The 12,889-nt window shown below is 42.2% G+C and carries 11 protein-coding genes; 5 read left to right on the top strand and 6 right to left on the bottom strand.

Going from position 1 to position 12,889, the window contains the following annotated elements; translation table 11 throughout:
- Positions 1 to 147: 147 nt before the first annotated feature.
- The 4 genes from BM415_RS06555 (at position 148) to BM415_RS06545 (ending at position 4,032) form a co-directional block, all read left to right on the top strand.
- Positions 148 to 807, top strand: a complete 660-nt coding sequence (locus tag BM415_RS06555) for a DUF2642 domain-containing protein (protein WP_091155924.1) — start codon at positions 148 to 150, stop codon at positions 805 to 807.
- 189 nt (positions 808 to 996) lie between these two features.
- Entirely contained in the window at positions 997 to 1,149 is a 153-nt protein-coding gene (locus BM415_RS25000) for a hypothetical protein (protein WP_211753650.1), read from the top strand.
- 37 nt (positions 1,150 to 1,186) lie between these two features.
- Positions 1,187 to 2,518, top strand: a complete 1,332-nt coding sequence (locus BM415_RS06550) for an arsenic transporter (RefSeq protein WP_091155922.1) — start codon at positions 1,187 to 1,189, stop codon at positions 2,516 to 2,518.
- 248 nt (positions 2,519 to 2,766) lie between these two features.
- Entirely contained in the window at positions 2,767 to 4,032 is a 1,266-nt protein-coding gene (locus tag BM415_RS06545; RefSeq protein WP_091155920.1) for an S-adenosylmethionine decarboxylase related protein, read from the top strand.
- A gap of 267 nt (positions 4,033 to 4,299) precedes the next feature.
- On the opposite strand, the gene BM415_RS06540 is transcribed toward BM415_RS06545, so the two are convergent.
- Both BM415_RS06540 and BM415_RS06535 read right to left on the bottom strand, forming a co-directional pair.
- Positions 4,300 to 5,394, bottom strand: a complete 1,095-nt coding sequence (locus BM415_RS06540) for a threonine aldolase family protein (protein WP_091155917.1) — start codon at positions 5,392 to 5,394, stop codon at positions 4,300 to 4,302.
- Positions 5,395 to 5,886: 492 nt separating this feature from the next.
- Entirely contained in the window at positions 5,887 to 8,100 is a 2,214-nt protein-coding gene (locus tag BM415_RS06535; protein WP_091155915.1) for a stalk domain-containing protein, read from the bottom strand.
- A gap of 239 nt (positions 8,101 to 8,339) precedes the next feature.
- On the opposite strand from BM415_RS06535, the gene BM415_RS06530 reads away from it, so the two are divergent.
- Positions 8,340 to 9,530, top strand: a complete 1,191-nt coding sequence (locus BM415_RS06530) for an FtsW/RodA/SpoVE family cell cycle protein (protein WP_091155913.1) — start codon at positions 8,340 to 8,342, stop codon at positions 9,528 to 9,530.
- A gap of 62 nt (positions 9,531 to 9,592) precedes the next feature.
- On the opposite strand, the gene BM415_RS06525 is transcribed toward BM415_RS06530, so the two are convergent.
- Genes BM415_RS06525 through BM415_RS06510 form a run of 4 tightly spaced genes read right to left on the bottom strand, consistent with a single transcriptional unit; the run spans position 9,593 to position 12,793 of the window.
- Positions 9,593 to 9,784, bottom strand: coding sequence for a hypothetical protein (locus tag BM415_RS06525; RefSeq protein WP_091155909.1), 192 nt, complete (start codon positions 9,782 to 9,784; stop codon positions 9,593 to 9,595).
- Between the two features lie 52 nt (positions 9,785 to 9,836).
- Positions 9,837 to 10,853: an endo-1,4-beta-xylanase gene (locus tag BM415_RS06520; protein ID WP_091155907.1), complete on the bottom strand. Its 1,017-nt coding sequence runs from the start codon at positions 10,851 to 10,853 to the stop codon at positions 9,837 to 9,839.
- A gap of 55 nt (positions 10,854 to 10,908) precedes the next feature.
- Complete coding sequence (locus BM415_RS06515) at positions 10,909 to 11,844, bottom strand: carbohydrate ABC transporter permease (protein ID WP_091155905.1); 936 nt, start codon at positions 11,842 to 11,844, stop codon at positions 10,909 to 10,911.
- Between the two features lie 31 nt (positions 11,845 to 11,875).
- Positions 11,876 to 12,793, bottom strand: coding sequence for an ABC transporter permease (locus BM415_RS06510; RefSeq protein WP_244533260.1), 918 nt, complete (start codon positions 12,791 to 12,793; stop codon positions 11,876 to 11,878).
- Positions 12,794 to 12,889: the final 96 nt, after the last annotated feature.

Below are 12,889 nucleotides of genomic sequence, written 5' to 3'. Positions count from 1 at the left end.
TGACCATAGGGTTATTGATTACTTCAATGCAGTGCAGCTCTAGTACCTTATAATATCAGTTACCTCCTCCCTAACAACATTTCATCAAATAAAGGAATGCTATCTCACACATCAAATTAGGTTAAACGCTTCGAAAGGAGGTATATCGTGCAAGTTATCGATTCTTGGTTAGGCAAGCAAATTGAGCTCAGTATTTCAGGGTGCAAGAACCTTATTCAAGGAGAAGTTATTGATGTTGGCAATGATATTGTTGTACTATATGGGGATTTTCGCTATGTTTATGTTCCGTTACATCACCTTCAGTATTTAAGACTATCAGATAACAGTTCAACGGTTACTGAAGAACCACTGGATCCTTCCTTAGATCACAGTAACATCTCATACCGAAAAATATTAATGCATGCCAGAGGAATCTTCAGTGAAATATCAGTAGGGGACAAGGCACTACATGGATATGTGACCAGTATTATGAATGATTATTTTGTATTCTATTCTCCTCTACACCGATCTGTCTATGTTTCTGTGGAGCATGTAAAATACATTATCCCTTACCCGCCAAATGTCAGGCCATTCTCTTTAAGCCAGGAGTATTTTCCTATACAACCTACTTCAATGTCCCTATCAAGAACCCTGGATCAGCAGCTCAAGAAGCTGAAGGGTGAGCTGGTTACTATCAATTTGCAAGATAGTCCTCATAGAGCTGGCTTGCTCAAAGCAATAGACAATAATCTTATGGAGATTGTAGAAGCGGCCGGCTCCTCAATTATCATGCATACGGATCATATCAAGACCATTCATCTACCATAATATGAAGCTAACTGTTTGACTTCTGCACAAGTGATCGTATAACAAAACAGCTCGTTGCTCAACTTGAGAACGGGCTCCTTGTACTACTAGCTCCGAGTGGATACGCAGCTGATAAAGTGTATCTATCGGTTTTGAATTGACAGGTAACTAATCGAATGAAGTTTCAATTATTAGGAGGTGATATGGTTGATGGAATTCATTATTATTTTAATCTCGGGCTGTGGATTATATTTCTTGTTAGCACCACCCAAGATAGAATCCTTGGAATCTTCATCAGAAGAACCAATGAAGGAGAAAATTGCCCTGATCAGTGTTATGGCTGCGGAGAAATCTGATGTGTAAACTCCCATGCTAATCCGACCAAAAAGGGGTGATAAACTTGCTCGGTTCAGCAACTGTTACAATTACCATCGCTGCTTTTATTTTTTCAATGGTGCTGATTATATGGCGTCCAAAAGGCTTAAATGAAGCTATCCCCGCTTCTATTGGTGCTCTGCTGGTCGTCTTGAGCGGAAGTGTAACTTATTTAGATTTGTTTACAATCACGACCACCATTAGCAGTGCGGCTATAACTATTCTTGCTACCATTGTAATGGCGATTATCTTAGAAAGCTTCGGTTTCTTCAACTGGGCGGCAGAAGGCCTTGCAGCAAGAGCTAGGGGCTCAGGGGTTCGATTGTTCTGGTATGTAAATCTGCTATGTTTTCTAATGACACTTTTTTTCAACAATGATGGAAGCATTCTGATAACGACCCCCATTCTATTGATCCTATTGAAACGTCTCGGTTTTAAGAACCACGAAAAAATACCTTATCTACTATCCGGTGCACTCATCGCAACAGCTTCAAGTGCTCCTATCGGCGTAAGCAATATTGTGAATCTAATAGCTCTTGAGATTGTTGATATGGATCTATATATGCACACTCTTATGATGTTTGTGCCAGCCTCACTTGGTCTGCTCCTGCTCGTAACTCTTCTCTTCTTCGTTTTCAGGAAGGAACTTCCTAAAGAATTTAAACACAGTGGGATTGGGAAACACCCGCTGGGTCCAAAAATGGAGTATAGCTCCATAGAAAAGCGAAATAAACTGATGATTAATGTCCTACTGTTTGTATTTATGGTACGTATTAGTTTATTTGTTGCTTCTTATGTCGGAATACCAATCGAAATGGTCGCCGTACTTGGTTCTGTCATACTATTAACCTGGCGATGGTTTGTATTGAAGATAACACCTAAGGATTTGATAAGAAAGACCCCGTGGCATATCCTCGTCTTTGCCTTTGCCATGTATGTCATCATATTTGGTCTTCATAATATTGGACTTACCCATCTATTGATTCGATTTATAGAGCCTATTGTTGCAGCTGATTTGCTTAACGCCAGTCTATGGATGGGCGGACTGCTCTCATTGTTGTCTATTATGTTTAACAATCATCCGGCATTAATGGTAGGAACGATGGCACTCACGGAAATGAGTCTTGATCCGCTTACACTTAAGATTGCTTATCTGGCCAGTGTAATTGGAAGCGACATAGGTGCACTCATTCTTCCTATGGGAACCCTAGCATCGTTAATATGGCTTCATATCCTTAAACAGCATCACGTTAAGGTTAAATGGAAGGATTATATCAGAGTCACCCTCCTAACGATTCCAATAACTTTAGTGGTTACACTGGTCTTGTTAGCCGTTTGGGTACAGTGGTTATACTGATATTTGAGTAAACTTACCGTTTTAAAGCCAACATTGAATAATTAAACTCATAGAGAGCATTGAAATTCGGCAGCTTGTAGATGCTAATCCTGGTGAATCCACAATCTGTATTGAATCTTCATTGCTCTTCACACATATTTAGACTAAGCCATTTTGTATCCAAAAATCCGCTCCTAGCATGTGTATATGAACACTCTTTTCTAGCAATCTATGAATATCTTAATTTATAGAAAGGAGCAGGTATACTCATGAAAAATATAAAAACCGTTATCAGCATTCTTGGCAGTGCTGGAGGCGTTTCCAGAGCTATATTATCTATACTAGAGAAGAGCTACAGCGATACCAATGATCCTATCCATTCCTATATACACCAATGTCAAATTCATTTAATAGATTTGCAGCAGAAAGACAAGGCATACTATGCATCCTTCATGCCGCAGCTGCTGATTCATGCTACACTCCATCAGTTCGATTTAACCGATTTGGACAAGTTCCAGGAACACTTAGATGTAACCGGTACTACACATGCGATTGATGTTTCTTGGGCGGATTCGGTTGATATGCTAAATTGCTGTCAGGCTAGAGGGGTAGCATATATCAATACCGCATTGGAAAGTCCGGTCATTGACGAACTGGAAATTCTGAACGGTTATACGCTGCTTGAACGATACAAGCAGTTCATGGAAGGCTTGAGCACCATCTCTCCCTACAAGGCCATTATTGGTTCTGGAATGAATCCTGGCGTAGTTCAATGGATGGCTATCCGATTGATCCAGGAAACACCGGATATTAAACCGCTTGCTTGTTACATTGTGGAGCATGATAATACCATGTATCTTGATCCATCCCATATTAAAGAACAGACGATTTATTCTACTTGGTCTCCGGAATGTTTTCTAGATGAAGCACTTATCAATTATCCATTGTATATGAAATACAAGTTTCCAATAACGATGCATGCTCCTGTTTATGAGCTGGAATTTAAGGTGAGGTTAGGAGCCAAACAGTTTTACGGCTCGCTAATGGCTCACGAAGAGGTACTCACCTTAGGAAAAGAATTCGATATGGAAACAGGTTTCATATATCGGGTCAGCGATTACGTTATCGATACGATTCGTAATAACTTGGAAAATGCGGATGATCTGTGGGATTGGGAACATGTAGTACTGGACCCTGCTGATGGTGAACTTGGCGGTGAGGATTTAGTCGGAGTTCTGCTCGTATATCCAGACAAGGAACGGTATATGTATAACGTACTAAGCAGTAAGGAGATCTATCCTATCTATCATACGAATGCCACTTATTTTCAAGTCGCTTGCGGTATTTACGGTGCCTTGTGCACACTCCTTAAGGATGACCTTCCGAATGGAATATACTTTATTGATGAGCTTCTTCTAAGCACTGAAAGTCTTTACGGTCAATATTTGACTTATTATATGGAGAATTTTGTGACGGGAGAAAATACATCCACTGATGGTCTTCTCCTTGATCGAATGAGAAAATTTAGACCTTAGTGTTTTGCAGTCATATTTCCAGGTCAGTATTTAATTATTACCATAGTATTACTTGGTTGCATTTAAGTTGTTAGCTGTTTAGTAAAGAGCATTGACATTCGGCAGCTTGTAGATGTCGTTTCTTTTCTAGATGACTAACAAGCTGACTAGAATCATCAATGCTCTTCGCTTTATGTTCCTTCTGCTCTCCAAACTTGATCAGCAGTTCAATTAATGCTCATTCGACTCCGCTGTCACTGTATTCTCTACTTACATTGATTTCAAGATTTACTTTATCATTTTCTCTTGAAGCAATTGAATCGCCTGGTATAGTCGTTCCTTCGGCACCTCACCGTAACGATCCCCAATACTAATCTCTGTCTTGCATTCCTGATCATGAACTTCTCGCAGGAACGAAATTAGGCCGACTCCTGTTTTTGTATAGATATCGATTAATATGGTCTCCAGCTCGCGAGCAGACATATGAAAATGAAGATGAAACATGTTTGTCACCGGGACCTGTGGTACGGCTCTAACTCCTGTGCACTGATTGAACAATTCGGCCAATTCCTTCGCCCGGTTATAATATTCCGTCATTCGATCTATCCGTTTATTGAAATAATAATCGCTGCTCAGAATGTAAGGATATAACCCGATCAAGTCTCCGCCATGCCGTCTCTTCCATACTTTAGATAGTGTCGTGAAATTTTCAGGTCCTGCTAATATTGCACCTGCAATACCGCCAATTCCTTTGTAAAAAGATACATAAACACTATCAAACAGCGCACATATTTCAGCAGCTGACCTTCCATAATAAGGAATTGATTCGAACAATCGAGCACCATCGAGGTGCAGTCGAATTCCCTGTTCTTTACAATAGGTAGAGATTTCCATGAGCTCCTCAAACGCTGGAAGCTGACCTCCAATCTCACGTTGCGGCAGTTCTAACAGCAAGCATGCCACTTCTCCTCCTAGTTGCTTGACATCCTGCAATCGGATAAGACGATTCTCTTCTCCGAGAAGTAGAGGCTCCAAGTGATGCAGCTCTTTGAGGCCATCTTCCTCATGAATCTCTAAATGACTAAGCGGATGATACGCGACTATTTTGCTGTCCTTCTCATCTGACCATATCCGCATAGCGATCTGCTGTGCCATCGTACCACTAGGAAAGAACACTGCCGATTCTTTACCTAACAAATCAGCAATTTTACGCTCAAAATCTTCAATCACTTTTCCTGTCCCATAGCGGTCTCCCGCTATATCCCCATCCATATGCTCAAATGCATCCTTTAACATCTGAATATTCCATCTACCATTACCTAAAATGGGATATTCACTCTTGTTGTATGCTTCTGATAGTGTCATATTGTTGTGCTGTTCCATCTCTCGTCCTCCAGTAGTAGAATTATCGAAATCATCAAGCTCTGTTATCTAAACATATCATAAGAACGGTGGCGGAGTGAAATAGATTCAACTCTATTAAAAATAGATACCAGCGTAATCCAAATCTTCAAAAATTGCATAAAATACTATTAAAACCAGCAAAGGAGGTGTGGATGCATGAACTACGAAAGCGGAAACCACGGCTTTACCATTGGAGGAATCCTCGTATTATTCATTTTGCTGGTCATTATCGCTAAAACTTTCAAATGGTATTGATCTAGAGCATCTCATAGCATTTCATAAAATAGAAAAGAGTCTTAACTAGAAACGTGTTCTAGCTAAGACTCTTTTTAGATGCTCGGTATCCAATAACGCTAAACAGCCACCGATCCTTTGTACTCTAGGATCGGTGGCTGTTTGTTAATTCAAGTTGACTGAATCATTTTCATACTACCGTTAGTTGCTTTTTGTTAAGTTATGAAACTAATTCAACTATTCTTTTTTCTCTGGCAGCGGTGTAAAGAGCAGATTAACAGGCAAATTACTTCCTGGTGCTGCGGTCAACAGAATTTCTACTTTTTGGCTGTAGTCACCTGTACGGTATAATATCGCCTGCTCATTAGGTGCGCTGACCTGTCCAGCAGAATAGATCGCCGTAATATTACCGTTCACCATCGCATACCCGGAATATTTGCCTCCACGCGGATTGAAGGAGATCAGGGTATTGGCAGCTACGTTATCGAATGTCATTTTGTACAGTACACCGAAGTTACCCGTGTTGGATGCTTCAACACCAAGCATAGGATCTGTGCCCGCAAGATTTGGATCGTCCTGATTATCCCCTAGAGCCAAACGCTGCGCTGTATCTCCAACATACTCAGAATAACGAATGACACGAGTCGAATTCGGATAAGTTCCTCGGTTATGCACACCATCGCGATCGAGAACTGGCAGCTCACTGAGCACTGTAAGCGGATCAAGCTTCTCATCAATCATAACGACATTGTACTCAATCGGATAATCGCTGTGCATATCGGAGAACAACGAGATGACATCTCCTTGCTTCATTCTCGTCTTACTGAGTTCTGTCATCACCAGCTTGCTCTCTCCTGGTTCCAGCGTCAGCATCGATTGTTTGGAGCCATTCTGCATGGATTCGAAATAATTGTAAACGGATTTCTTACCTGCTGCTGTTGCGATACCTGTCGGTCCAGCAAAACCAAGGTTCTCTGTCGTAATTGTGGCCTTAGTGGCATTCTTGTTCGTCGCCACTACATACATCTTCACGTTCTTGCCCACATTGTTAACATGGTGAATCATAAAGCGGGTGTCGCCCACAGAGGTTTCTTTATATACGATTCCTTCGCTGTTAACGGTCTCGGGACTGTTACTGCGAATGAGTGTGCTAGGCTCATCATAATATGAGTAGTTGATTTTTGGCAGAGCAGGCACATTAGACCCGTCAAATGAGAATTTCTCGCCAGGAGGCAGAAGCAGCTTGTTAAAGTCATCCGCCGAATAGAGTGTTTCCCCAGTGATAATAATCGTCTTCTCATAGGAAGACGTCAATCCTTTATTGTCCGTTACCGTGAGGCTGATTGTTTTGGGTCCCGGTGTGAAATGCGCATAGGCTTTATTATTCCAATCATGCTTCACAATTTGACCGTCATCCGTACTCTGGTCCGTAATTGTAATGAATTCGCCCATTCGATATTCATCCTTATCCGTCGTGAACATAGCAACCGGAGGCAGATTAGGCTGGATTACGGTTATCGTCTGGCTGTAAGGATCACTCCAGGTACCGTTCTCGTCTTGTACCATGTATGTAATGGTGTACTCGCCTGCCTCAGCATAAATATCCTGTCTTCCTTCCCAGCGTTCGTTAACAATCTCAAGTCCTGAAGGTGAAATCGCTTCCGTCACATAATTGAGTGTAGTTTGGCCTGCATAAATTTCCTTCTCCTGAATTGTGAACCTGGCAACAGGCTTAACCGACACATCCATAATGATACGCTTGCCCACATTGTCTACTTTGTAAGATATATTAAGTGCTTGAGTAATCGCTGTCAGCGGTACCATGAAGGTATTCTTCGTTTGGAAGGAGGTGCCTTTCATCGTCTTCGAAACTCCATTAACCGTATACTTGCTGCTGTCGGTTTTGAAACGCAGTTCGTTGGTTCCACTCGTGATAATAGTCTCTTTGGTTCTCTTGTCATAAGTCACCTTATATCCAACACGGTCAACAAGCGCACGAATCGGAACATACGAAACGCCCTTCTTGACTTGCATTGGCTGAGGTGCGTTATATACTTGACCGCCTTGCTCCATCTTCGTGCTGTTAAAGTGCAGTATCAGCTCATTAGCGGAAGCCGCAGGTACAGGTTCGTTCGTAACCGTATTGTCGATTACTTCTGCAGGCGGCTCAGACTCCTCACCTGTTTCAGTCCCAGAAGCTGCATTTGGTAATGGTGCTGACTCATCCGTATCGGCAGAACTGTTATTTTCAAGTTCCCCTTGAGCACCTTGTTGATCAGTTATGGGAGCTTCGTTTCCAGACTCTTGAGATGTCAGACTCTGCTCGAGAACTTCGCTCACGTCCGATTCTTGTGGAGCATTAATAACGTTGGATTGTGCACTAACCGGGATAGCTGAAGCGATCTGTGACAAGGCCAAGACGGTTAGCATGGATAGTTTCTTCAGTTTCATTCTTTGACTCCTTCTGTTCTATTTTTCTATTCTCCTCTAAAATTCATAGTATTAGACGCTCTGTAACGGAAAAAGTTTCTAATTTTATTCTATATAATTCTAATTCCCACTATAATATCCTGACCTGTCTGATTCATATAGGTAAGTAAGGTTGGATGCAAGCACTCTAGCAATTGGTAAAGATTAGATGTCTGCACTATAATTTAATAGAAGAGATAACAAATAGAGAGGAGTAAACAATGCTATCCCATCTCAAGAAAATAGACTGGACGATTGTTATCATTTTATGCTTTTTTATGGTCACAAGCATTCTTCTCATTCACAGCGGCATTCAGTCTGATCCGATCATGGCCGGCTCTGACAAGACAATGCTGCTCTATTATATCCTTGGTTTTGTCGTACTCTTTGGGACGGCGTTTGTTAATTACAGGCTGTTCATTAAATATCATTGGATTCTGTTTGCCGCAGGCTTATTGCTCCTTCTCTATATCGCTTTTTACGGAGATGTCATTAATGGTGCCAAAGGCTGGATCAACTTAGGCCCTGTCAGTGTACAGCCGGCAGAAATATTTAAATTTATATTGATTCTTAGTCTTGCCGCGATTGTTGCAGCCAAGCAGCGTGAGCTCTTATTCTGGAAAGACGTTGTTCCGATTTCTCTCCTCACCTTTGTTCCCTTCGCATTCGTTATGGTGCAGAATGATATGGGAAACGCGCTCTGCTATGTTGTTATTCTGCTGGGTATTCTATGGATAGGCAATATGAAAAATATGCATACCCTATTGATTATGCTGCTCATCGCCTTGCTCGTGTATGGAGGAATCAAATCGTATATCGGTTTTCATGATGAAATTACCAGCTTCTTGACGAATATAGACAAAGAGCATTGGCTGGATCGCTTTGATGCTTGGCTCCTTCCCGATGAAGCGAGCAAGGATGCCACCTACCATACCAACAATGCTAAGCTGGCTATTGCCTCAGGCGGACTATTTGGCAAGGGCTTCCTTCAAGGTGCATACATTCAGTCAGGCTTTGTCCCCTACACCTATTCCGACTCCATTATCGTAGTAGCCGCAGAGGAGTTTGGATTTATTGGTGTATCGGTTATTTTATTTCTGTACTTCATTATCGTTCACAGACTCATTACTATTGCGCTGGAGTGTAAACGCACGGAAGGTCCGATTATCATTGTGGGAATCGTATCCATGCTGCTCTATCAAATATTTGAGAATATTGGGATGTTTATCGGTTTGATGCCGCTGACAGGAATTACTCTGCCTTTTCTCAGCTTCGGAGGATCTTCATTGCTTATTAATATGGCCTGCATGGGTGTAGTATTGAGCATTCGGCTATACGATGAAGAACCTGAGGATCTATTTATGAATCCTCACTCTTCTTATCTCATGGAGCAGAAGGAACGCTCATTATAAGTAATAAAAAAAGGAACTCTATCTGATATTCTCAGGAAGAGTTCCTTGCACATCCTACATGCTTACTCGTCATGGTTGTTCATCGTTTTCCGCACTTCTTTAAAGGTCCTTGCTGCATAAATCCCTACAAATACAAGACCAATTAGCATAGGTACAACCCCAATAAATTGATCTCTCCCTGTTAACGTCATGACGAGCAGGCCCACCAGTACAAAGCCGATACCTACATATTTGTTCCATTTATTGTTACGCATTCTGTCAGCTCCACAGTCAATGTTGTTCATTCACTGCAATAATACCATATTTTCACGTTAATGATCTATTCATTACACTGTAATATGCCGGCTTTGGCTGATGCTGCTCATCGAACAGGAAGGGCCAGTTCTTACGCCCTCTCACCGGAAAATCATTCAGCCAAGTGTAATCATCTGCTGCTCCCCAGAACGTAACCGAGCTGATTACATCCTTGTACTCTCGCAGCAGCCCAAATATCGATTCATAGCGCTGTGCCTGCAGCTCAAGCATTTCCTCCGTCGGCGCTAAGAGATCCGTTCTTCGATCATCGAATTTGAACATGGATACATCCAGCTCGGTCAGCTGTAATTGAACACCAAGACTTGCATATTTCTCAATCGCCTCACGAATTTCCTTCAACGACGGATCGTATAAATTCCAGTGTGCCTGCAGTCCTACACCATGAATTGGAGCTCCTTGATCGAGCAAGGTTCTGACCAGCTTATAAATCTTGTCACGTTTAACCGGATTGGACTCATTGTAATCGTTATAGAACAAGAGTGCATCGGGATCGGCCGCATGAGCGAACTCGAAGGCCTTGGCTATGAATTCGGCTCCAGCAATCGTCAGCCACTTGGATGGCCGGAGCCATTCATCTTCATGATCAGATATCGCCTCGTTAACAACATCCCAAGCATAGATATCATTTTTATATCGCTTGACTACGGTATCAATGTGAGATTGTAATCTGCTATAGAGCAATTCTTTGCTGCATAATCCTCCACGGTTATCCTCAAATAGCCAATCGGTCGTTTGGTTATGCCATACAAGTGTATGTCCCCGAAGCTTCATCCGATGCTCCCGAGCGTAACTCACAATTTGATCCGCCGCCTCAAAGGTATAGGTATCCTCTGATGGATGGACACTTTCAAATTTCATTTCATTTTCCGCTGTCAAACTGTTGTAGTGATGAGCAAGCAGCTCCTTCTGATGAATAATTGTTCTGGGATTAACGGCTGCGCCGATCAAGAAATGCTCAGAGAATGCTTCCTTTAAGGATGGTGTGCTTGTGATATCATTAGGGTTCATCGCCTTCATTCCTCCTGTTTGGTTAAGCGTTTTCATTGCACATATACTGAGTATATCATCCTTTTACTCCACCAAGGGTCATCCCTTTTACAAAATACTTTTGAAGGAAAGGGTAGACAAGTATAATAGGTACACTTGCTACGATGGTCATCGTAGCCCGGATGGAAGTAGGTGTAACTTGATTTGCTCCTGCCTCTGAATTCGAGAATTGGCTGGCATAATCCTGCCCGGAGTTCATTGAAGTATTCGAGTTCTGCAATATCTTCATGAGTTCATATTGTAGTGTGCTTAGCTCAGTGTTAGACGAGTTATATAAGAATACATCAAACCATGAATTCCACTGTGCTACCGCAGTGAACAGAGACACGGTGGCAAGTACGGGTACACACAGCGGCAATACGATCTTCATGAAAGTCGTGAACTCCCCTGCTCCGTCAATTCTCGCAGATTCCAATATTCCTTCGGGAAGCCCTTCGATAAAAGAACGGATTACAATGACATTAAATACTCCGATTAGTCCTGGGATGATATATACCCAGAAGGTTCCAAGCATATCCAGCTCTCGGATCAGGAGGAAGTTCGGAATCAGTCCCCCGCTGAAATACATGGTGAGAATGAATGCGATCGAAATGAATTTACGAAGTACATATTCCGGGCGGCTGATCGTATAGGCAACCATTGCGCAGCAGAATACCGAAGTTACAGTGCCAACCACAGTACGAAGTACGGAGATTAAGGTTGCATGAAATATGGTCGCTTCGTTAAACACATATTTGTAGTTCTCCCATGTGAATACTCTCGGCCATAAATAAATCCCGCCCTTTACCGAATCTGTAGCATTATTGAACGATACCGCCAGCGTATTTAGAAATGGATATAGGGTTACAACCATAATCAGCAGCATGAACAATATATTCAGTGTATCGAATATCCGATCTGAAGGCGATTTGAACCGGGCATGGGTTTTGGATACGTTCATTGACTTAGCCATACAATAATCCTCCTTATATAGATTGAACGATCTAGAACAGTCGATCTTCACCCATTCTTTTCGCAATGGAATTCGCCGAGAACAATAGAATAAAGCTGACGATCGTCTTGAACATTCCAGCAGCAATGGATAAAGAGAAATTCCCCATCTGAATCCCATACTTCAGTACAAAAATATCCAGATTCTCTGAGTAATCCACATTCATTCCATTTCCAAGCAGATATTGCGGCTCGAATCCGGATTCCAGCAAATTACCGATATTCATAATAAGCAAGATGATAACGACCGGCTTAAGTCCCGGTAGTGTTATATGCCAAATCCGCTGCAACCGCCCTGCTCCATCAATTTCTGCCGCCTCATACTGGGCAGGGTCAATCATGGTCATCGCAGCAAGATATATAATCGTGTTCCAGCCGACATTTTTCCATACCTCCGAAGCTCCTAGAATTCCCCAGAAGTATTCACCTTTGCCGAGCCATAAGATCGGTTCATTAATTAGACCCGTCCACATCAGGAGTTCATTCACAATACCGCCTTCTGCGGATAATGCAGTCGAGATAATACTCGCAGCTACCACCCAAGATATAAAGTGAGGTAAATAACTGACCGTTTGGACAAAACGCTTGAATACCACATTACGAAGCTCATTCAGCAGAATGGCCAGTGTAATTGCTGTTACAAATCCGAGCACCAGATTGATGAAACTCATGGCAAGCGTATTGCGCATAACTCTTAGAAAATGTTCATCCTGAAACAAAAAGGCAAAGTGCTGGAAGCCAACCCATTCCTGATCTAGGATCTTTTTTGCCGGTTTAAAGTCCTGAAATGCAATGCTCCAGCCCCATAGTGGCAGATATTTAAAGATAATGAGCCATATCAAGAACGGTACCGACATGAATACGAGTGTTTTCTGCTGTCCAAGCTTTCTCATAAATGTGCCTGGAGTCATTCTTCTTGCCCTCTGCTTGCGCCGTGTTTTTTTATCTAACGACGGAGTGATGGCATTTTCCATGGTCCCTGCTCCTTTCCTCTTCACCGTGAGGGT

Origin of the sequence: Paenibacillus sp. 453mf (genome assembly GCF_900116105.1) — a bacterium.
GTDB lineage: Bacteria > Bacillota > Bacilli > Paenibacillales > Paenibacillaceae > Paenibacillus > Paenibacillus provencensis.
Note: the sequence above shows the minus strand (reverse complement) of the source record. Positions and strands in the feature narration are given on the sequence as shown.

What these genes read in the sequence shown, in the direction of transcription:
- BM415_RS25000 (WP_211753650.1), top strand. Translation starts at nt 997, where the DNA reads ATGGAATTCATTATTATTTTAATCTCGGGCTGTGGATTATATTTCTTG.
- BM415_RS06545 (WP_091155920.1), top strand. Translation starts at nt 2,767, where the DNA reads ATGAAAAATATAAAAACCGTTATCAGCATTCTTGGCAGTGCTGGAGGC.
- BM415_RS06525 (WP_091155909.1), bottom strand. Translation starts at nt 9,784, where the DNA reads ATGCGTAACAATAAATGGAACAAATATGTAGGTATCGGCTTTGTACTG.
- BM415_RS06510 (WP_244533260.1), bottom strand. Translation starts at nt 12,793, where the DNA reads ATGACTCCAGGCACATTTATGAGAAAGCTTGGACAGCAGAAAACACTC.
- BM415_RS06520 (WP_091155907.1), bottom strand. Translation starts at nt 10,853, where the DNA reads ATGAACCCTAATGATATCACAAGCACACCATCCTTAAAGGAAGCATTC.
- BM415_RS06535 (WP_091155915.1), bottom strand. Translation starts at nt 8,100, where the DNA reads ATGAAACTGAAGAAACTATCCATGCTAACCGTCTTGGCCTTGTCACAG.
- BM415_RS06515 (WP_091155905.1), bottom strand. Translation starts at nt 11,844, where the DNA reads ATGGCTAAGTCAATGAACGTATCCAAAACCCATGCCCGGTTCAAATCG.
- BM415_RS06530 (WP_091155913.1), top strand. Translation starts at nt 8,340, where the DNA reads ATGCTATCCCATCTCAAGAAAATAGACTGGACGATTGTTATCATTTTA.
- BM415_RS06540 (WP_091155917.1), bottom strand. Translation starts at nt 5,394, where the DNA reads ATGGAACAGCACAACAATATGACACTATCAGAAGCATACAACAAGAGT.